Here is a 20,520-nt window from a genome sequence, read left to right on the forward strand (position 1 = left end):
GAAAACAATGGAATATCAACCCGGCAAAAGGGCTGCCGACACAGATGGGGACTTAGATTCGAACGACTTTAAGGAGAGGCACTCCATGCCAAAACATTCCCCCACTGCATACCAAGAGCCGCCCAAGCCGGAAAAAGCCTGGTATCAATATGATATTGAACAAACGCTTCAGCATTTGAACGGCCAGCAACAAGGCCTGAGCGAGCAGGAAGCCGCCGAGCGGCTGAAGAAGTTTGGTCCCAACGCCCTGCCGGAGCAGGCAGGCAAAAGCGCCTTTATGCGCTTTATTGCCCACTTTAACGATGTGCTGATTTATATTTTGCTGGCCGCCGCCTTCCTCAAAGGCATTATGGGACATTGGATCGATACGGTGGTTATTCTTTGCGTTGCCGTGATCAATGCCCTTATCGGATTTGTGCAGGAAAACAGCGCAGAGAAATCGCTGAAAGGCATTAAGAATATGCTTTCCAGCCAAGCTATTGTGGTGCGTGACGGAATTAACCACACCGTGAATGCGGAAGATTTGGTCCCGGGAGATATCGTATTATTGCGCCCTGGCGATAAAATTCCCGCCGACCTGCGGTTACTGGAATCTCACAACCTTCAGGTTGAAGAGGCCATCTTGACCGGCGAATCCACCGTGGTCTCGAAACAAACCGACGCTATCCCTGATGAAGTGATGATTGGCGATCGCACCAACCTGTTGTTCTCCGGCACCACCATCAGCGCCGGGAATGCCAAGGGCGTGGTTATCGCGACTGGCGGCTATACCGAACTCGGCCACATCAGCGAGATGATCTCGACCGTTAAAACCCAGCGTACCCCGTTACTGCAACAGATGGATCGCCTAGGCAAAAACATCTTCATCCTGATCCTGGTGATGATGGTGCTGCTGTTCGTGTTTGCCTTCACGATGCGTGATATGCCACTCGGTGAGCTGCTGGTGGCGCTGATCAGCCTGGCGGTGGCCTCGGTACCCGAAGGTCTGCCTGCCATTATTTCCATTATCCTGTCTCTGGGCGTGCAGTCGATGGCACGTAACCGCGCGATTATCCGCAAACTGCCTACGGTAGAAACCTTGGGCTCGATGACGGTGATCTGCTCGGACAAGACCGGCACGCTGACCATGAACGAAATGACGGCAAAAAACGTCATCATGGCCGACCATGCCTACCGCGTGGAAGGGGAAAGCTATGAACCGGTTGGCGGCATTTTCTTTGCCGACAGTAACAAACCGGCGCAAGTTCAAGATATCCCACCGTTAGCGCAGTTCATTACCGCGATCACCCTGTGTAACGACAGCCAGGTAAAGCAGGATGGCAGCGGCCGCTGGGCGATCACAGGTAGCCCGACGGAAGGCGCACTGAAAGTGCTGGCGATGAAAGCCGGATTGGAGATAGGTGAAGCTCGCCAACTGGCTAAAATCCCGTTCGACTCCAGTTACAAATATATGGCCGTACGTAGCCAGGTAGCAGGCAAGAATCAGGTGTTCCTTACCGGCGCACCAGACGTACTGTTCGCACTGTGCGAATTCGAACTGACCGATTCTGGTATCAAGCCCTTCCGCCGCGGCTACTGGGAAGCGGAGATGTCGCGCTTTGCCGAGCAAGGTTTACGTATGGTGGCCGCCGCCAGTAAAACCACACCAGATGGCGAAGTGGCGCTGGATCACGGTGATATTCGCCAGCAGATGGTGTTTATCGGCATCGCTGGCGTGATGGACCCACCGCGCCCTGAAGCGGTCGCCGCCATCGCCGAATGCCAGCAAGCGGGGATCCGCGTGAAGATGATCACCGGCGATCACCAAAAAACGGCCATGGCCATCGGGGCTATGCTGGGTATTGGTAACAGCCAGGATTCTATCACCGGTTCCCAACTGGAACATATGGATGACCAGGCGTTGGCAGAAGCCGCCGTGCGTTACGATATCTTTGCCCGTACCAGCCCGGAACATAAGCTGCGTCTGGTAAAAGCGCTGCAGGATAAAGGTGGCGTGGTGGGGATGACCGGCGACGGCGTCAACGATGCGCCAGCGTTGAAACAGGCTGACGTGGGTATCGCTATGGGGATCAAAGGTACCGAGGTCACTAAAGAAGCCGCTGATATGGTACTGACCGACGATAACTTCGCCACCATCGCCAGTGCGGTAAAAGAAGGCCGCCGCGTTTACGACAACCTGAAGAAAACCATCCTGTTCGTACTACCGACCAACCTGGCACAGGGCCTGCTGATCATCATCGCCATTCTGGCCGGTGCCATGCTGCCGCTAACGCCCATCCAGATCCTGTGGATGAACATGGCCACCTCCACCACCCTGTCCTTCGGCCTGGCCTATGAGCCCGCCGAAAAAGGGCTGATGCACCGTAAACCGAGGGTGCCGGGCAGCAACGTGTTGGATCTGCACGCTATCTGGCGCATCGGCTTCGTTGGTGTGCTGATCGCCATCAGCGCCTTCGCACTGGAAGCCTGGATGGCACCACGTGGCTACAGCAGCGAGCTGATCCGCACCGTGTTATTGCAAACCCTGGTCACCGCACAATGGGTTTACATGTTCAACTGCCGCACCGCAGACCGTTTCCCGCTCAACCGCCAGTTGTTCCTCAATAAGGGCCTGTGGTTGGTGAGTGGCGTACTGTTACTGCTACAGATGGCCATCATTTACCTGCCGTTTATGAACGCGCTGTTTGGCACCGCGCCGCTGCCGTTGTTCTATTGGGGAGTGACGCTGATGATAGCCATTGCTCTATTCCTGATCGTAGAAGTAGAAAAATGGGTGATTAACCGCATCAAAGCGAGCCGAAAAACGCTATTATAAGCGCGTAAGGACACGCAAATTTCACTAAAACGCCCGGCAAACCCTGCCGGGCGTTTTATAACGTTAAAAATACCTAGGAAAAATCTCATAAAACCGAGCATAAAGCGCACAACAAACGGCTCTTATAATACAATCCGCCCCCAAGACGGTCAGGTTATGCTTTTTGGGTAGTGCGATTGATTGTACGTGGCAAAGTTTTACCCTTTTCGACTAGGCTCAATTATTTAGTATCAGACTGCCGTGCCATCAAGCCGGCCGTAGGCAGGAATGGCAAATGAAGATGTCGATAAAGGCCAGAAGGTTGGCTGCCAGGACACAGGGTTTATATAGCAACCCGGTCCGATCGCGTCGCATGCTACCGATCCTGCTGCTGGCTATGTTGATGTTTCCCAGCTTGGCCGGGGCTGATACACAAGATCCCTACCAAAAACGTATTCATACCGTCACCACCGTGGTGGTGGGGATTATCAGCTATGCTCGCTGGCCCGCCAAACCTGATCCGATCCGCTTGTGCGTGACTGCGCCTGTCCAGTATGCAGAAGGTCTGTTCGACCCGGTATTGCTGACGGCACCGCAGCCAATCAAAACCCTGCGGATCGAGATAGATAATCCGCAGTTGGCAACTAGCTGCGATGTAGTGTATTTGGGCGACGTCAATGCCGCTCAGAAACAAGATTTTTTCCACCGCATTTCGGGTCACTCGATCCTCAGCATTAGCGAAAAGGATATGGAATGTGCTGTTGGCAGTGCCTTTTGTTTGCAAATCAGCAACGATCAGGCGGGTTTTAAAGTGAATCTGGACTCACTGGCGCGCAGTGGCGTGCGTGTTCACCCTAACGTGCTGCAATTGGCGCGTAAAAAGGGGCCGCCGCAATGAAACTGTTAGGTCACAAAGGTTCGGCTACATCTCGCCCCACGCTGGGACAAGTGCTGCAACGGATGAACCTGGGGCTGGCGCTGATCGCCGTCAGCGCCGCGGGGATTTTCCTGACGTTGCTAGCGCTGTTTGCCCTGCGAGCCTACGCCAACCATAACCTGCATCTGATTGCCCGCTCGATCAGTTATACCGCTGAAGCCGCCGTGGTGTTTGAAGACCGCCCCGCCGCTCGCGAAGCATTGATGCTGATCGCTTCCAACGAAGAAGTGTCGGAGGCCAAGATCCTGGATATGCAGGGGATCGCCTTGGCCAGTTGGAGCCATCCAGCGGATAGCCCATTGCATGGGTTGGAACAGATGGTGGCCCGCTGGATCTTGCCGGAAGCGGTGGTTCTGCCCATCGCCCGTGAAGGCAAACAGATCGGCCTGGTCTGGCTGACCGGCAACGGCAGCAGCCTGCTGAAATTCTTGCTGCGCGGTATGGTGGGCATGATTGCCTGCCTGATGCTCAGTACGTTGTGCGCCCTGGTACTTTCCCGCAGAATGCTCAGAGGGATCGTGACCTCCTTGGACGATATCACCAACGTTGCCCATACGGTACGTCGCGATCGGACTTTCGAACTGCGGGTACCTTCAGCACCGATTGCCGAGCTGCACGAACTGAGCTGTGATTTCAACGGCCTGCTGGATGAAATCGAAGCCTGGCAACAGCACCTGCAACAAGAGAATGACGCATTAACCCACCAAGCCACTCACGACAGCCTGACCGGGTTGCCAAACCGGGCCTTCTTTGAAGCTCAGTTGGGCCGCGCGCTGTCAGAGCTCGAACCTGATGAAAAGCTGGCGGTACTGTTTATCGACGGCAATCGTTTCAAGGAGGTGAACGATAACCATGGCCATGCTGCCGGTGATACCGTCTTGATCACCATCGCAGAGCGCCTGCGTAGCAGGTTGCGCAAGCACGATCTGGTCGCCCGGATGGGGGGCGATGAATTCGCCATCCTGCTGGCGCCGCTCAAAGACACCAACGATGTGTTGCCGATTGCCGACATCATCATCGAGTGTATGCAACAGCCCATTGTGTTGCCCAACAAGGAAAGAGTGATCGCCGCACTGAGTATCGGCATCGCGTTTTACCCTGAACATGCCTCTACCACTCAGGAACTGCTCAACGAAGCGGATGACGCAATGTACCGGGCAAAACACCTGTCCCACGGAGGCTGGCGGTTAGCGATGCGCAAATAGCGCCAGCACCGGGCCTCAAACAACCAAAAAGAGAAAAATCAATGTTACAGCAAAATTTTAAACGGACTTATTCCCTACTGGCGTTAGTGTTTATCACCTTGCTCACGCTGGCAGGCTGCCAGAACAAACCACAGGGGCTGACGGCGGAACAGATCGCCTTACTGCAGGCGCAAGGGTTCAAACTGACGGATAACGGCTGGGAGTTTGGCTTTTCCGACAAGGTGCTGTTCGGTAACAACGTCGGTAAATTGAGCCCTCAAAGCACCGAGATCGTCGAGAAGATGGGCAAGGCGCTGAAGAGCGTTAACATCGTGCAATTCCGCCTGGATGGTCATACCGATAACTACGGTGAAGACAGCTACAACGACCAGCTTTCACTGCGCCGCGCCAACGCCGTGGCCGATGTCCTGGCCGGTGTCGGCATCCCGCGTGCCAATATAGAAACTCGCGGAATGGGTAAACGTCAACCGGTAGCCAGTAACGCCACTTCCAGCGGGCGCGCTGAAAACCGTCGCGTGGCGATCGTCGTCACCCCTTAAGAAACAGCAAAGTTCACCTAATGGTGAGCATTAGCGGTTATACTTGGCGATCGTCATAGGGGATCTGGGAACCGGTGCTGAAACGGGCTACACTCAGGCCGCCAGACATCCTATAAAAACTGATAGAGAGGCTCGGAGCAACGTGGCTCAATACGTCTATACCATGCACCGCGTCGGCAAAGTGGTTCCGCCGAAGCGTCATATTCTGAAAAACATTTCCCTGAGTTTCTTCCCTGGGGCCAAAATTGGCGTACTGGGCCTGAACGGTTCCGGTAAGTCTACCCTGCTGCGCATTATGGCCGGCATCGATACCGATATCGAAGGGGAAGCTCGCCCGCAGCCGGGCATCAAGATCGGCTACCTGCCGCAGGAACCGCAGCTCAATATGGAGCACAGCGTTCGCGAATCGGTTGAAGAAGCGATGGCAGAAGTGGTCGGTGCCCTCAAGCGCCTTGATGAAGTGTACGCACTGTACGCTGAAGAAGGGGCCGACTTCGACAAGCTGGCCGCTGAACAAGGCCGCCTGGAAGAGATCATTCAGGCTCACGATGGTCACAACCTCAACACCCAGCTTGAGCGCGCCGCCGATGCACTGCGCCTGCCGGAGTGGGACGCAAAAATCGCCAACCTGTCCGGTGGTGAGCGCCGCCGCGTAGCGCTGTGTCGCCTGCTGCTGGAAAAGCCAGACATGCTGCTGCTGGACGAACCGACCAACCACCTGGATGCCGAATCCGTGGCCTGGCTGGAACGCTTCCTGCACGACTTCGAAGGCACCGTGGTGGCGATCACCCACGACCGTTACTTCCTCGATAACGTGGCTGGCTGGATCCTGGAGCTGGACCGTGGCGAAGGCATTCCGTGGGAAGGTAACTACTCTTCCTGGCTGGAGCAGAAAGACGCTCGTCTGGCGCAAGAAGCCTCAACCGAAGCCGCTCGCCGCAAGTCGATCGAGAAAGAGCTGGAGTGGGTACGTCAGGGTGCCAAAGGCCGTCAGTCTAAGGGCAAAGCCCGTCTGGCACGCTTTGAAGAGCTTAACAGCACCGAATACCAGAAACGTAACGAGACCAACGAACTGTTTATCCCACCTGGCACACGCCTGGGCGATAAAGTGGTTGAAGTTAACAATCTGCGTAAATCCTACGGCGACCGCCTGCTGATCGAAGATCTCACCTTCGCGGTACCTAAGGGTGCCATCGTCGGCATCATCGGCCCGAACGGCGCGGGTAAATCCACGCTATTCCGCATGATGTCCGGCCAGGAACAGCCTGACTCCGGCAGCATCGTGCTGGGTGATACCGTCAAGCTGGCTTCGGTCGATCAGTTCCGCGACAGCATGGATAATTCCAAAACCGTATGGGAAGAAGTTTCCGGCGGCCAGGACATCATGCGCGTGGGCAACACCGAAATGCCAAGCCGTGCCTACGTTGGCCGCTTTAACTTCAAGGGCGTCGATCAGGGCAAACGCGTGGGCGAACTGTCCGGTGGTGAGCGTGGCCGTCTGCATCTGGCCAAGCTGCTGCAGGTTGGCGGCAACGTACTGCTGCTCGACGAACCAACCAACGACCTGGATATCGAAACCCTGCGCGCGTTAGAAAACGCCCTGCTGGAGTTCCCGGGCTGTGCGATGGTGATCTCGCACGACCGTTGGTTCCTTGACCGTATTGCCACCCACATTCTGGACTATCAGGATGAAGGCAAGGTGGAGTTCTTCGAAGGTAACTTTACCGAATACGAAGAGTACAAAAAGCGTACTCTGGGTGCCGATGCGCTGGAACCTCGCCGTATCAAGTACAAGAAAGTCACCAAGTAACGTCCGGTTGGCTATCTATGCTCTCAAGCCCGCATTTTGCGGGCTTTTTGTTATCCCCAATCCAGTGCCTGCGCATAATCCACAAAGACCGGATGCTGGATCACCACATCGATAAAACAGGCCAGAGCCGGGGAATTAAGCTTACGGCTCGGATAAACCAGATACAGTTCATTGCCTTCGGCTTGCCACTGTGGCAACACTTCCACCAATTGCTTTTGCGCGACCACCTCACGGCTGAGAAAAGCGGGCAGTAGCGTAATGCCCGCCCCCAAAATGGCACACTCGCGCGCGTATAACAGATTATCGGTGGTATGCCGCAGCGGCAATTGCCAACGGTAGTACTCTTCACCCCGGCGCAATATCCAGGCAGGCCAGGCGCGGTGAGCGATGCAAAGATGCTGCTGCAACTGCTGCGGATGCAGCAATGGCGGGTGTTGGGCCAGATAGTCCGGTGCAGCCAACAAATAACGGGGAGCATGCCCCAGACGGCGGCCAATCAACGAGGAATCCTGCGGTCTGCCGGTACGCAATGCCGCATCAAACCCCTCCTGCACCATATCCACCATGGCATCTGACACTGACACTTCCAACGAGACATCCGGATATTGGCGCTGGAAATCTGCCGCCAGACGCGGAAGCAACGTCGCCCCCAGCCCGGCAGGCGTGGAGATGCGTAGACGGCCACTGGGGTTATCGCGTAAGCGCTGCAAGGCCAGATCGGCCCGTTCGGCAGCAGAGAGCATCTCCTGGCAATGTTCAAGATAGCGCTCACCGGCAAAGGTCAAATTTAACTGCCGGGTGGTGCGGTTGAGCAAGCGCAGACCGAGCTTTTGTTCCAACTGGCTGACACGCTGGCTGACGCTGGATTTAGGCAGCCCGGCCCGTTTGGCTGCCGCAGTAAAACTGCCGCACTCTGCCACCAGCGCAAACAACGCCATATCCTGCAACTGCTTGAACATAATTGTTCACCTCAGACGAACACTTAGTTAGTTATTGTCCATCTTATCACTCTACTCCTCAGGGTCTACACTGGGACTATTCATGCGAAGGAGCACAATTATGTTAATCAAAGCCATTGCCGTCGATCCGAAAAATCCAGCCGTTTTTATCGAGATCGCTCCAGAAAAACCCGCACCGGGTCAATACGATCTGCTGGTGGAAGTGAAAGCCGTTTCCGTTAACCCGGTCGATACCAAGGTTCATGCTGGCCTGCAAAAGAATGGTTTGCAGCAGCCACGCATTCTCGGCTGGGATGCCAGCGGCGTGGTGCTCGAAGTGGGCAGCAGCGTCAGCGGGTTCAAACCCGGCGATGAGGTATGGTATGCCGGGGATATTACCCGTCCAGGCAGCAACAGCACCCATCAGCTGATTGACTCACGTATCGTGGCACATAAACCGGCCAGCCTGGACTGGGCACAAGCCGCCGCGATGCCGCTGACCGCGCTCACCGCGTGGGAAGCCCTGTTTGAACACCTGAATATTCAGCATGCGGCTGCCGGTAAAACGCTGTTGATCATCGGCGGTGCCGGTGGAGTGGGCTCGCTGGCGATCCCCCTGGCGGCACAGCGTAGCAAGGTGAAAGTCATCGCTACGGCCTCTCGCCCGGAATCAGCTGCATGGTGCCGCGAACGGGGTGCTGAACTGGTGGTGGATTACCGCGACCTGAAAGGCAACCTGGCTAAAGAAGGGATTGAGAGCGTGGATTATATCCTGTGCTTGAACGATACCGACGGCCACTGGCAAGCCATCAGCGATCTGGTCGCCCCGCTCGGCCATATCTGCACTATCGTCGAAAACAGCCAACCGCTGGATCAAAACGCGTTGAAGCTGAAAAGCGCAGCGCTGCATTGGGAATTCATGTTCACCCGCAGCATGTTCACCACGCCGGATATTGCCCAGCAAGGGGAGATCCTCAAACAGGTGGCGCAATTGCTCGATGAGGGTAAATTGACCACCACGCTGAGCGAAACGCTACAGGGGCTGACGGTGGATACATTGACCGCCGCGCATGCCAAGCTGTTGGATGGGCATATGCAAGGTAAGTTGGTGATAACTTACTAAGTTAGTGGGGTTATCGATGTGTCAGGTATCAATAAATTGCTATGGCCCCCTCACCCCAACCCTCTCCCACAGGGAAGAGGGAGCTGATAGCCTCTGCTCGTTTGGAAGTGAAGAGAACATCTTGGCAAACTCGATCGCCTCCCCATCAAAGGTGAGTCACGACAATTTCAGATACACTCGATCGGTCCCCTAATCCAAGGTGAGTCACGACAATTTCAAACACACTCGATCGGTACCCTCATCCAAGGTGAGCCACGACAATTTCAAACACACTCGATCGGTGCCCTCATCCAAGGTGAGTCACGACAATTTCAGATACACTCGATCGGTTCCCTCTCCCTGTGGGAGAGGGTTAGGGTGAGGGGCACTACATCGCCACTACACCGACATTTACCCGCCTAAAACGTCCCTAAAACTTCACCAAGCGGCTGGCATCCGCCGCCAGCAGTTGCTGCACCAGCTCGACACAGCGCAAGAAGCGTTCCTCGTAATCGCTCGACTCTACGTGCGCATATTCGATGTTATTGGCGTGCAGCATCTCTTCCAATAAATACTGAAACGCCTTGCGATCGACCGGGCTACCCAAGCTGCGCAATCCGTCGGCCACCCAAGGGGTATTATTCTCCAGCAGGATCACCAGATCGAAACGGTATTCGTCGATCAACGCTTGAACGAACGGATGCTCCCGCCCTTCATACTTTTTACAGAACGCCTGCGTGGTGACAAAGTCGGTGTCGATAAACGCCACTTTATTGGCGTATTTCACCGCAAAATCCACGTACTGGGCCTGCCCAAGCGCGATCTTGTCATAATCGGAATACTGCAACGCCATCTCGTCACCCCCAAGGTGGGAGAAGACGTAGTCACGGCCATATTCCCAGGCGCTGGTGGTGTTGAAGATGTTCGCCAGCTTGTTGACCAGCGTTGACTTACCGCTGGATTCACCGCCCAGGATTGCCACCGTACGAACAAAGAACGGCTTCACTTCAGTGGGGATGTAGTCCCAATAGCGGAACGGATCCTGACGGATCTGGCTGCCGCTGATATTCATAAAGGAACGCTCAGGATCAACCAGGATGGTTTCAATCCCCAAATGTTCGCGGTAACGGGGAGCATCAAGTTCTTCGCTGGAATAGATATAGCTCGGGACGATGCCCTTTTGCTCCATAAAACTCTTCACGCCGTTGCTCCACACGTCCCAGCCGTGCGGGTAAGGTTCAATGCCCTTTTCGTCGAAAGAGTGAATATGGATATTTTTCTGGTATTTAAAGGTCTGTAACAGCCAGCGCAGGCGATCGCTGACCGTTGGCTGCTGTGACATAGAGCTGTTCTCGAACAGCAACAGATCGCGCGGCTCATCGTGGCACAGGATCACATGCAGCTCGTCAACCTGGCTACAGGCGCGCTGGATCAGATAGATATGGCCGGTATGCAGCGGGTAAAATTTACCAAACACCACGCCGACTTTCTTCTCACGGCGTGGGAATTCCAGCCCCAGGAAACGGTGCAGGGCTTCCAGCTTCTGCGCGCTCGGGCTTTTGATTTTGTCGTTCAACAGCTGGCTGAGGTAGCCCTTGGTCATGCTACTGGCATCAGCTACCTGCTGTAAGGTACATCCCTGTTGCTTAATCGCTGCCTTGAGGTAATCGAACTGCCGCATAAACCCTCCCGTTTATTATGCTAAACAAAATAGCATATTCCGCGCAGCGGGCGGCAATTAATAAAACTGTTCCAGTACGTCCAGCGCATCCGCCAGCTTCTTGACGCCGAACACCTGCATATTGGCCGGTGGTTTCTTCGGCACGTTGGCATGTGGCACGATCGCCCGCTTGAAACCGTGTTTGGCCGCTTCAGAAATACGCTCCTGGCCGCTAGGCACCGGGCGGATCTCCCCTGCAAGGCCCACTTCGCCAAACACCACCAGATCGTTAGGCAATGGGCGGTCGCGCAGGCTGGAGACCAACGCCAGCAGCAACGCCAGATCGGCACTGGTTTCGCTAACCTTGACGCCGCCTACTACGTTGACAAAAACGTCTTGGTCGGACATCTGCAAGCCACCGTGACGATGCAGCACCGCCAGCAGGATCGCCAAACGATTCTGTTCCAGGCCTACGGCAACGCGGCGTGGGTTAGACATCATCGAGTGATCGACCAGCGCCTGGATCTCAACCAGTAGCGGCCGGGTGCCTTCCCAAACCACCATCACCGAACTGCCGGAAGTCACTTCATCACCCCGGCTGAGGAAGATTGCGGAAGGGTTACTCACCTCACGCAACCCCTGCTCGGTCATGGCAAATACTCCCAGCTCGTTGACCGCACCAAAACGGTTTTTATGGCTGCGCAGCGTACGGAACCGGGAATCGGCATCGCCATCCAGCAACACGGAACAGTCGATACAGTGTTCGAGGACTTTCGGCCCGGCCAGTGAGCCATCTTTGGTGACGTGGCCAACCATTACGATCGCTACGCCGCGAGTTTTGGCAAAGCGGGTGAGATAGGCCGCCGTTTCGCGCACCTGTGCCACGCTGCCTGGCGATGACTGGATATCCGCCATATGCATGACCTGGATCGAGTCGATCACCATCAGCCGCGGCTGCTCCTGCTCGGCGATCAGGCAGATCTGCTCGATGCTGGTTTCCGACAGCATGTTCAGGCCGCCGGTGGGCAATCCAAGCCGATGAGCACGCATCGCGACCTGTTGCAGCGACTCTTCACCTGTGACGTACAGGGTTTTCATCTGCTCGGCGAGTTTGCACAGCACCTGCAACAGCAGCGTACTTTTCCCCGCGCCGGGGTTACCGCCGATCAGGATCGCACTGCCCGGCACCACACCGCCGCCCAGTACGCGGTCAAATTCCAGAAAGCCGGTAGAGAAACGCGGCAGCTCTTGCAAACTGATGTCCGAAAGCTTCTGCACCTTGCTGATACCGGCATCGCCCGCATAGCCGCTTAAACGCTCGCTACGGGCAGCTGAGGAGGAGACTGAAGCCAGGCGCACTTCTGTAATGGTGTTCCAGGCCTGACAGGCACTGCATTGCCCCTGCCAGCGCGGATAATCAGCGCCGCATTCATTACAGACAAATGCCCGTTTTACTGCTTTTGCCACAGCTTACCTCACATCGTGTTTCAAACTTCCGCAGAGCACACAGAGCACTCCCAGTAGATCGGCATGGCGGATCGAGACCTGCGCCTTCTCATAGACCTTAGGCTTCGCGTGATAGGCAATACCCAGCCCGGCCACCTGCATCATTTTCAAATCGTTGGCACCGTCGCCGATCGCTACGGTTTGCTGCGGTGGGATCCCCAGCTTCTCTGCCAGCGCCACCAGAGTATCGGCCTTGAATTGCGCATCCACGATCGGCCCCAGCACCTCGCCGGTCAGCTTACCGTCGCGGATCTCCAGCTCATTGGCTGCCACGGCCACCAGCTTGAGCTTGTCACGCAGGTACTCGGCATAATAGGTAAAGCCGCCGGAGGCAATGGCGACATGCCAGTCCAGCGCCTGCAGTTTGCGCACCAAGCTGGTCAATCCAGGCATCAACGGCAAGTCGTCACGCACCTGTTTGAGGATATTGGCATCGGCCCCTTTCAGCGTCCCCACGCGTTGGCGCAGGCTGGCGGTGAAATCGAGTTCGCCGCGCATCGCGCGTTCGGTCACTTCACTGACCTGCTCGCCCACTCCGGCCAACTTGGCGATTTCGTCGATGCACTCAATCTGGATCGCCGTTGAGTCCATATCCATCACCAACAGGCCCGGCTTGCGCAGGTTAGGAATTTTGCCCAGTGGGGCAACGTCTAGCCCGCTTTCGTTCGCCAACAGTTTGGCGCGCGCAGTTAGCGTGCCCGCCAGGCGTACCACCTGATAATCTTCCACCGCCCAGGCCGTCACGATCACCATCGCGGCCCCCAGCTTACGCTGGAACTGAGTAATACGCTCTTTATCCAGTTCTCTGCCATATAGTAGCCAACCGGTGTGGCCCGCCCGATAATCCAGCGGCATGACTTCGTCACCGCTCAACGAAAGGGGCAACCCCGGCCATTGAGAGATCTCGGCGGGGAGATCGCAATAGGTCAGACTATTTGGCATCCTTAACTCCTGAATAACACTGCATGATAAAACGACGCATCAAGCTATCCTATCGCCATTGCTTCTGGCAACATATTACCCTATGAATCTCTAGTTGGCCGCTCTAGCGCATCCATGCGCTCGCAGTATTGGTACATCTCGGTTCCGCACAGCCAGGTGGTCAATCGTGACTCCCGGATGACCGCCCTAAAGGAAGCCTAATGGCTAAAGCTAAACTGAAATTCCGCCTGCATCGCACCGCTATTATCCTGATTTGCCTGGCGTTACTGGTGCTGTTGATGCAAGGTGCCTCCTATTTTAGCCTGAGCCACCAAATGGCGCGATCGGAACAGGTCGAAGAATTGGCACAAACCTTGACCAAGCAGGTGGCTTTTAGCCTGACTCCGCTGATGGATGGCGATAGCGACATAGACAACCAGCAGGTTGAGCGCATTCTCACGCAGTTGACCGATCACAGCCGTATTCTGGACGCCAGCGTCTACCAGTTGGACGGTACCCTGATCGCCCACTCCGGCGAGCAGATTAGCGTGCGCGATCGCCTCGCACTGGATGGCAAACGCGCGGGCAGCTACTTTAACCACCAGCTCGTCGAGTCAATCCAGGGCAAAGATGGCCCACTGGGCTTTATCCGCGTGACGCTGGATACCCACGTGCTGGCCACCGAATCCAAACAGGTGGATAACACCACCAACCTGCTGCGCCTGATGATCCTGCTGGCGCTGGCCATCGGCATTATTCTGGCCCGTACCCTGCTGCAAGGCCGCCGCAGCCGCTGGCAGCAGTCGCCGTACCTGCTAACCGCCAACACGCCGCTGGCAGAAGGTAATACGGTAGACGATGGTGATGACGAGAAACCGGCAGAGCAGGAAGAAACGAAGAAAAGCTGATGGCATTCTGAGATTGATGCCAAAGTGGCAATGTTGCTGAATCTCATGCTCGAGCGTAGAGGCGTTGCATGCTGCGCCCGTTCAGATGCCCCATGAATTGGCAACGTAGCGAGTCGGCTGGTGAATAGAATACAAAAGCAGTAACAATATGAAAAACAACAAATATTTGTATTATTTTACGGCAAAATGAATAGATAAAATGGGGCGCAGCGTGCTGCGCCCGCGAGGTCATTACGCTTTGTCGCCCAGCAGGACAGATTCCAGCGCGATAACGATCATCTCGTTAAAGGTGGTCTGACGCTCGGCAGCGGTGGTCTGCTCATGACGCAGGATATGGTCGGAAACGGTGCAGATGGTCAACGCCGTGCTACCGAACTCTTCATACAGCTCTGCGGCCACGCCGTAGATGCCTGCCGCTTCCATCTCTACGCCCAGGATGCCGTACTTCTTCATCACCTGGAACATATCCGGATCTGGCGTGTAGAACAGATCGGCGGAGAAAATGTTACCCACGCGTGCAGGGATGCCCTGAGCAGCCGCAGCGTCTACCGCATTACGCACCATGTCAAAATCCGCAATGGCCGCATAGTCGTGGCCTTTGAAGCGCATACGGTTAACCTGGGAATCGGTACAAGCCCCCATGCCGATCACCACATCACGCAGTTTGACGTCATCACGCACCGCGCCACAAGAGCCGACACGGATGATTTTCTTCACGCCAAACTCGGCAATCAGTTCACGCGCATAGATAGAGCAGGATGGGATGCCCATGCCGTGGCCCATTACCGAGATTTTACGACCTTTATAAGTGCCGGTGAAACCCAACATGCCACGCACGTTGTTCACTTCCACCGCGCCTTCCAGGAAGGTTTCTGCGATGTATTTTGCCCGCAGCGGATCCCCCGGCATCAGCACTACGTCAGCGAAATCACCCATCTCAGCGTTAATATGTGGCGTTGCCATAATCACTTCCCTCAATTCATTGAAATAAAGACGCTGGCGTGAAGGCCAGCGTCATTAAAAGCGGTATTAAAGCATGGATTTGCCATAATCCATCGGTGACACGCCAAAATAGCTGGCGACGGTCTGGCCGATGTCGGCGAAGGTTTCGCGATGCCCCAGCGAGCCTGGTTTGACTTTCGGGCCATAGACCAGAACCGGGATATGCTCACGGGTGTGGTCGGTGCCTGGCCAGGTCGGGTCGCAGCCGTGGTCAGCGGTGAAGATGATGATGTCATCCCCTTTCACCAGCTTCAGCAGCTCTGGCAGGCGGCGGTCGAACAGCTCCAGCGCGGCAGCATAACCCGCTACGTCACGGCGATGGCCGTAGGAGGAGTCGAAATCAACAAAGTTGGTGAACACGATGGTGTTGTCACCGGCTTTTTCCATCTCGATCAAAGTGGCGTCGAACAGGGCGTCGATCCCGGTAGCTTTCACCTTCTTGGTGATCCCCACGTTGGCATAGATATCGGCAATCTTGCCGATGGAAACCACTTCGCCCCCCTTCTCATCAACCAGCTTTTTCAGCACGGTCGGAGCTGGGGGTTCCACGGCCAGATCGTGACGGTTACCGGTACGCTGGAACTCACCCGGCTTATTCCCCAGGAACGGACGGGCAATCACACGGCCAATGTTGTAGCCACCTTCGGTCAACTCTTCACGAGCGATCTCACACAGCTCGTACAGGCGATCCAGGCCGAAAGTTTCTTCATGGCAGGCAATCTGGAACACTGAGTCCGCAGAGGTGTAGAAAATCGGCTTGCCGGTTTTCATATGCTCTTCGCCCAGTTGATCCAGGATCACGGTACCGGATGAATGGCAGTTACCGAGGTAACCCGGCAGGTTGGCACGCGCCACCAGCTTGTCCAGCAGTTCCTGCGGGAAGCTGTTGTGCTCGTCAGAGAAGTAGCCCCAGTCGAACAAGACTGGCACACCGGCAATTTCCCAGTGGCCTGATGGCGTATCTTTACCGGAGGAAAGCTCGCTGGCATGGCCGTAAGCACCGATGATTTCAGCGTCTTTATCCAACCCTTCCGGGAACTTGCCGGTGGATTCTTCCGCTGCTTTGCCCAGGCCCAGACGGCTCAGGTTTGGCAGGGTCAGCGGGCCGCTACGGCCCACGTTGGCTTCGCCGCGCGCACAGGCAGCAGCAATATGGCCAAGGGTATCGGAGCCTTCATCGCCAAAGCTTTTGGCATCTTCACTCGCGCCAATGCCGAATGAGTCTAATACCATAATAAATGTACGTTTCATCATACTCTCCTGCGTATTCACGCTGAGGGCGACAGCGAAAAGGCCGCTGCCACTCCTGATTCTTTAGACAGAGGTTATTCGGTGATGCGTTTGTAGACCACCGGCGTGACTTCTGGCGCTTTGTCGCCCAGAACCATCGCGCTGCGTACCGCATCTGCCGCCTGCTGCCAGCTCTCTTCGTCGTTGGCATGGATCACCGCCAATGGACGCTGGGTATCGACAGTGTCGCCCAGGCGAGCCACATCGGTCAGGCCCACGCTGTAGTCGATGCTGTCGGTCGCGCGACGGCGGCCACCGCCCAGTGACACCACCGCCATACCCAGTGCACGGGTATCCATCGCGGTAATGATACCTGGTTTCTCGGCATAAACCGGCTTGGTTAACGTCGCGGCTGGCAGATAACTGTCGTAACGCTCGATAAAATCGCTTGGGCCTTTCTGTGCCGCCACCATGCGGCCAAAGATTTCCGCCGCTTTGCCGTTATCCAGCACCGCCTGCAGTTTGGCGCGCGCGTCAGCATCGTCGGTGGCCAGGCCGCCAGACAGCAGCATTTCCACGCTCAACGCCATGGTCACTTCCAGCAGACGCGGATTGCGATATTCCCCGGTCAGGAAGCGTACCGCTTCACGCACTTCAACCGCATTACCGGCGCTGGAAGCCAGCACCTGATTCATATCGGTCAGCAGCGCGGTCGTCTTGCAACCGGCACCATTCGCAACGCCCACGATCGCCTGCGCCAGATCGTCAGAAAGCTGGTAGGTCGGCATAAAGGCACCGCTGCCAACTTTCACGTCCATAACCAACGCATCCAACCCTTCGGCCAGTTTTTTCGCCAAAATAGAGCCGGTGATCAGCGGAATGGAGTCGACGGTAGCAGTGATATCGCGCGTCGCGTAGAAACGCTTGTCTGCCGGAGCCAGTGAACTGGTCTGGCCGATAATCGCCACGCCAACGTCTTTGATGATCTTACGGAACGCGTTGTCGTCCGGGAAAATATCAAAGCCAGGGATCGCTTCCAGCTTGTCCAGCGTACCGCCGGTATGGCCCAGACCACGGCCTGAAATCATCGGCACGTAGCCGCCACAGGCTGCCACCATCGGGCCAAGCATCAGCGAAGTCACGTCGCCCACGCCGCCGGTGGAATGTTTATCCACAATCGGGCCGTTCAGCGACAGGCTTTTCCAGTCCAACACCGTGCCAGAATCACGCATTGCCATAGTCAGCGCCACGCGCTCTGGCATGGTCATGTCGTGGAAATAGATGGTCATCGCCAGCGCGGCAATCTGTCCTTCTGACACCACGTTATCGCGAATGCCGTTAATGAAGAAGCGGATCTCGGCTTCGCTCAACGGTTGCCCGTCACGTTTTTTACGGATTATTTCTTGTGCCAAGAACAAAGTAGCCCCCTGTTTTAGCTAAATAGAGTCATTCGATACGCCTGCGCGCTGCGTTAATGGGGCCGCTTGGCAGCCCCAACGCAACAAGACGTGAGAGAAAATCAGTAACCGTTGCCAGCGGCTTGGGTGCTATGCCCCAGCGTGGTCAGCAGGCTGGCTAACAGGCTCGACGCACCAAAGCGGAAGTGGCGCGCATCGGCCCAGTCTTCTCCCAGCAGACGCCCGGCAAGTTGCAGATACTGTTGAGCATCTTCTGCGGTACGCACGCCACCGGCTGGCTTGAAGCCAACGGTTTTGCCTACGCCCATATCACGGATCACGGTCATCATCAGCTCAGCGCTTTCCAGCGTGGCGTTGACCGGCACTTTACCGGTAGAGGTCTTGATAAAATCAGCCCCGGCTTTGATGGAGATCTCGGAGGCTTTGCGGATCAGTTCCGCCTGCTTCAGCTCACCGGTTTCGACGATCACTTTCAGCAGCACGTTGGCAGCAGCGCAGGCTTGCTTGCACTGTTTGACCAGCTCAAACCCGACTTCCTCGTTACCGGCCATCAGGGCACGATAAGGGAATACCACGTCAACCTCATCGGCACCGTAGGCGATAGCCGCACGGGTTTCCGCCAGGGCGATGTCGATATCATCATTGCCATGCGGGAAGTTGGTGACGGTGGCGATACGGATATCTGGAGTACCCTGCTCACGCAGCGTTTTGCGGGCAATCGGGATAAAACGCGGATAGATACAGATGGCGGCAGTATGGCCTGCCGGGCTGTTCGCCTGACGACACAACGCGATCACTTTCTCGTCGGTGTCATCTTCGTTCAGCGTGGTTAAATCCATCAGGTTCAGCGCGCGTTGCGCTGCTGCGGTTAATTCGGTCATAAAACTCTCCAACTGAGCATTCTGATGTTGGCGAGCGGACTTGGTTCCTTGAAGATAGCGCGCGGGATAGTCTTCCCACGCCAGCAACTGAGATCCTTCTCACCGCACATAGCCCTTCGATTTTCGCATAGCCAGCAATCGCCATTTGAACACGATCACTCTGGCATATTTGTGTTCTGATTCACACTACACAGGATAGCACTGTAACAGGACTGAATTATATGTGAAGATCATCACAAAATAACGCGATATTGTTCACAAATTCACTAAAGAGACGGCGGTCATCAGGCGAATGCCCTTTTGGCAGGCAACCAGGCCCCTTCAGGAGCCTGATTGTTGATACCAAGTATAGCTTACAACGCCAGGAAGAATCCGGCGATGGTGGCACTCATCAGGTTGGATAAGGTACCGGCTGCCACTGCTTTCAACCCGAAGCGGGCAATGTCGTGACGACGACCGGGTGCCATGCTGCCTAAACCGCCCAGCAGGATCGCTACGGAAGACAGGTTGGCAAACCCGCACAGCGCAAAGGAGATGATCGCCTTGGTGTGCTGTGACAGTACCTGTAGCCCCTCAGCAGCCACCACGTCATCCGGGCGCAGGTAAGCACCAAAGTTCATGTAGGCCACGAATTCGTTAACGATCACCTTCTGGCCGATAAACGACCCCGCGACCATCGCTTCACTCCAAGGCACACCAATCAGGAAGGCGATCGGCGAGAACACCCAGCCCAGGATCAGTTCCAGTGACAGCTGTGGGAAATCGAACCAGCCACCAATACCGCCAAGAATACCGTTAAGCAGCGCGATCAGAGCGATAAATGCCAACAACATCGCCCCCACGTTCAGCGCCAACTGCATACCAGATGCCGCACCCGAGGCAGCGGCATCGATGACGTTTGCCGGGCGCTCATCTTCGGCGATCAGCTTCATCGCATCGGCTCGGTCTTGGGTATTTTCGGTTTCCGGCACCATCAGTTTGGCAAACAGCAACCCACCCGGTGCGGCCATAAAGGAAGCGGCAATCAGGTATTCCAACGGTACGCCCATCTGGGCATAGCCCGCCAGCACGGAACCGGCTACCGAAGCCAGGCCGCCGCACATTACGGCAAACAGCTCCGACTGGGTCATGGTGGCGATATAAGGGCGCACCACCAGCGGCGCTTCGGTCTGCCCCACAAAAATATTGGCCGTGGCTGACAGCGATTCGGTCCGCGAGGTACCCAACAGCTTATGCAAACCACCGCCTAAGAGCTTGATCACCACCTGCATGATGCCCAGGTAATAGAGCACCGCAATCAGCGAGGAGAAGAACACAATCACCGGTAACACACGCAGGGCGAACACGAAGCCGCCACCGCCGAACACTTCAAACATTTTGTCGGAAACCAGGCCACCAAAGATAAAAGAGATGCCCTCGTTACCGTAAGCGATGACGTTTGCCACCCCTTCCGACATGCCACCAAGAATACGGCGTCCGATCGGGACATAGAGCACCAGCGCGCCAATGCCAATCTGGATGATAAACGCGCCGAGTACGGTACGCAGTTTAATAGCGCGCCGGTTGCTGGAAAGCAGCACCGCAATGGCGATCAAGACCACCATACCGACCAGGCTCATGAAGAGTTGCATACGAGTATGTCCCTGTTGCGAAGAAGAAATGCCCCCGG

Annotated in this window: 16 protein-coding genes; 7 read left to right on the top strand and 9 right to left on the bottom strand. The window is 56.0% G+C overall.

The genetic code is table 11. From position 1 onward, the window contains the following. The first annotated feature begins 85 nt into the window (after positions 1-85). From JHD74_RS00460 to ettA, 5 genes are all read left to right on the top strand, one after another. Positions 86-2,815, top strand: coding sequence for a cation-transporting P-type ATPase (locus JHD74_RS00460; protein ID WP_074028454.1), 2,730 nt, complete (start codon positions 86-88; stop codon positions 2,813-2,815). Between the two features lie 274 nt (positions 2,816-3,089). Next, a complete protein-coding gene (locus tag JHD74_RS00465; RefSeq protein WP_199061235.1) occupies positions 3,090-3,692 on the top strand; it encodes a YfiR family protein in 603 nt (200 codons plus the stop codon). Next, a complete protein-coding gene (locus JHD74_RS00470; RefSeq protein ID WP_024527228.1) occupies positions 3,689-4,936 on the top strand; it encodes a diguanylate cyclase domain-containing protein in 1,248 nt (415 codons plus the stop codon). Before JHD74_RS00465 ends, JHD74_RS00470 begins: the two co-directional genes overlap by 4 nt. Positions 4,937-4,977: 41 nt before the next feature. After that, positions 4,978-5,475 (top strand): OmpA family protein, encoded by a 498-nt coding sequence (locus JHD74_RS00475; RefSeq protein WP_199061237.1) that lies wholly within the window; start codon positions 4,978-4,980, stop codon positions 5,473-5,475. Positions 5,476-5,617: 142 nt separating this feature from the next. Continuing rightward, positions 5,618-7,285 carry an energy-dependent translational throttle protein EttA gene (gene ettA / locus JHD74_RS00480; RefSeq protein ID WP_021179229.1) on the top strand — a complete coding sequence of 556 codons (1,668 nt, stop codon included), beginning with the start codon at positions 5,618-5,620 and terminating at the stop codon, positions 7,283-7,285. 50 nt (positions 7,286-7,335) lie between these two features. Here the strand turns inward: ettA and JHD74_RS00485 are convergent, their stop codons facing one another. Continuing rightward, on the bottom strand, positions 7,336-8,244 hold the full coding sequence (locus tag JHD74_RS00485) for a LysR family transcriptional regulator (RefSeq protein WP_029710777.1): 909 nt from the start codon (positions 8,242-8,244) through the stop codon (positions 7,336-7,338). 100 nt (positions 8,245-8,344) lie between these two features. Between JHD74_RS00485 and JHD74_RS00490 the strand changes: the two genes are divergently transcribed. Next, positions 8,345-9,346 (top strand): zinc-binding alcohol dehydrogenase family protein, encoded by a 1,002-nt coding sequence (locus tag JHD74_RS00490; protein ID WP_024527231.1) that lies wholly within the window; start codon positions 8,345-8,347, stop codon positions 9,344-9,346. A 409-nt stretch (positions 9,347-9,755) separates the two neighbouring features. Here JHD74_RS00490 and nadR read toward each other — a convergent pair whose 3' ends face one another. Genes nadR through serB form a run of 3 tightly spaced genes read right to left on the bottom strand, consistent with a single transcriptional unit; the run spans position 9,756 to position 13,433 of the window. Beyond that, positions 9,756-11,006, bottom strand: coding sequence for a multifunctional transcriptional regulator/nicotinamide-nucleotide adenylyltransferase/ribosylnicotinamide kinase NadR (gene nadR, locus JHD74_RS00495; protein ID WP_074028452.1), 1,251 nt, complete (start codon positions 11,004-11,006; stop codon positions 9,756-9,758). Positions 11,007-11,063: 57 nt separating this feature from the next. Continuing rightward, positions 11,064-12,452, bottom strand: a complete 1,389-nt coding sequence (gene radA, locus JHD74_RS00500) for a DNA repair protein RadA (protein WP_021808023.1) — start codon at positions 12,450-12,452, stop codon at positions 11,064-11,066. Between the two features lie 3 nt (positions 12,453-12,455). Further along, entirely contained in the window at positions 12,456-13,433 is a 978-nt protein-coding gene (gene serB / locus JHD74_RS00505; RefSeq protein WP_199061239.1) for a phosphoserine phosphatase, read from the bottom strand. A gap of 200 nt (positions 13,434-13,633) precedes the next feature. Here serB and JHD74_RS00510 point away from each other — a divergent pair, with 200 nt between their 5' ends. Continuing rightward, entirely contained in the window at positions 13,634-14,320 is a 687-nt protein-coding gene (locus JHD74_RS00510) for a YtjB family periplasmic protein (protein WP_024527233.1), read from the top strand. A 231-nt stretch (positions 14,321-14,551) separates the two neighbouring features. Here the strand turns inward: JHD74_RS00510 and deoD are convergent, their stop codons facing one another. The 5 genes from deoD to JHD74_RS00535 form a co-directional block, all read right to left on the bottom strand. Beyond that, positions 14,552-15,283 carry a purine-nucleoside phosphorylase gene (gene deoD / locus JHD74_RS00515; RefSeq protein WP_021179222.1) on the bottom strand — a complete coding sequence of 244 codons (732 nt, stop codon included), beginning with the start codon at positions 15,281-15,283 and terminating at the stop codon, positions 14,552-14,554. Between the two features lie 66 nt (positions 15,284-15,349). Continuing rightward, positions 15,350-16,573, bottom strand: a complete 1,224-nt coding sequence (gene deoB, locus JHD74_RS00520) for a phosphopentomutase (protein ID WP_071682500.1) — start codon at positions 16,571-16,573, stop codon at positions 15,350-15,352. A 74-nt stretch (positions 16,574-16,647) separates the two neighbouring features. Beyond that, positions 16,648-17,970 carry a thymidine phosphorylase gene (gene deoA, locus JHD74_RS00525; protein ID WP_024527235.1) on the bottom strand — a complete coding sequence of 441 codons (1,323 nt, stop codon included), beginning with the start codon at positions 17,968-17,970 and terminating at the stop codon, positions 16,648-16,650. A gap of 101 nt (positions 17,971-18,071) precedes the next feature. Then, positions 18,072-18,851, bottom strand: a complete 780-nt coding sequence (deoC, locus tag JHD74_RS00530) for a deoxyribose-phosphate aldolase (protein WP_199061300.1) — start codon at positions 18,849-18,851, stop codon at positions 18,072-18,074. A gap of 353 nt (positions 18,852-19,204) precedes the next feature. Beyond that, positions 19,205-20,470: a NupC/NupG family nucleoside CNT transporter gene (locus JHD74_RS00535; RefSeq protein ID WP_024485506.1), complete on the bottom strand. Its 1,266-nt coding sequence runs from the start codon at positions 20,468-20,470 to the stop codon at positions 19,205-19,207. Positions 20,471-20,520 lie beyond the last annotated feature (50 nt).

Source organism: Serratia sp. ASV30 (genome assembly GCF_016428815.1).
Classification (GTDB): domain Bacteria; phylum Pseudomonadota; class Gammaproteobacteria; order Enterobacterales; family Enterobacteriaceae; genus Chania; species Chania fonticola_C.

Excerpts from the sequence above, each read along its gene's own strand:
- deoB (WP_071682500.1), bottom strand. The coding sequence starts at position 16,573 with ATGAAACGTACATTTATTATGGTATTAGACTCATTCGGCATTGGCGCG.
- deoD (WP_021179222.1), bottom strand. The coding sequence starts at position 15,283 with ATGGCAACGCCACATATTAACGCTGAGATGGGTGATTTCGCTGACGTA.
- serB (WP_199061239.1), bottom strand. The coding sequence starts at position 13,433 with ATGCCAAATAGTCTGACCTATTGCGATCTCCCCGCCGAGATCTCTCAA.
- JHD74_RS00485 (WP_029710777.1), bottom strand. The coding sequence starts at position 8,244 with ATGTTCAAGCAGTTGCAGGATATGGCGTTGTTTGCGCTGGTGGCAGAG.
- JHD74_RS00510 (WP_024527233.1), top strand. The coding sequence starts at position 13,634 with ATGGCTAAAGCTAAACTGAAATTCCGCCTGCATCGCACCGCTATTATC.
- JHD74_RS00475 (WP_199061237.1), top strand. The coding sequence starts at position 4,978 with ATGTTACAGCAAAATTTTAAACGGACTTATTCCCTACTGGCGTTAGTG.
- JHD74_RS00470 (WP_024527228.1), top strand. The coding sequence starts at position 3,689 with ATGAAACTGTTAGGTCACAAAGGTTCGGCTACATCTCGCCCCACGCTG.
- JHD74_RS00460 (WP_074028454.1), top strand. The coding sequence starts at position 86 with ATGCCAAAACATTCCCCCACTGCATACCAAGAGCCGCCCAAGCCGGAA.
- JHD74_RS00535 (WP_024485506.1), bottom strand. The coding sequence starts at position 20,470 with ATGAGCCTGGTCGGTATGGTGGTCTTGATCGCCATTGCGGTGCTGCTT.
- nadR (WP_074028452.1), bottom strand. The coding sequence starts at position 11,006 with ATGCGGCAGTTCGATTACCTCAAGGCAGCGATTAAGCAACAGGGATGT.
- deoC (WP_199061300.1), bottom strand. The coding sequence starts at position 18,851 with ATGACCGAATTAACCGCAGCAGCGCAACGCGCGCTGAACCTGATGGAT.
- JHD74_RS00490 (WP_024527231.1), top strand. The coding sequence starts at position 8,345 with ATGTTAATCAAAGCCATTGCCGTCGATCCGAAAAATCCAGCCGTTTTT.
- JHD74_RS00465 (WP_199061235.1), top strand. The coding sequence starts at position 3,090 with ATGAAGATGTCGATAAAGGCCAGAAGGTTGGCTGCCAGGACACAGGGT.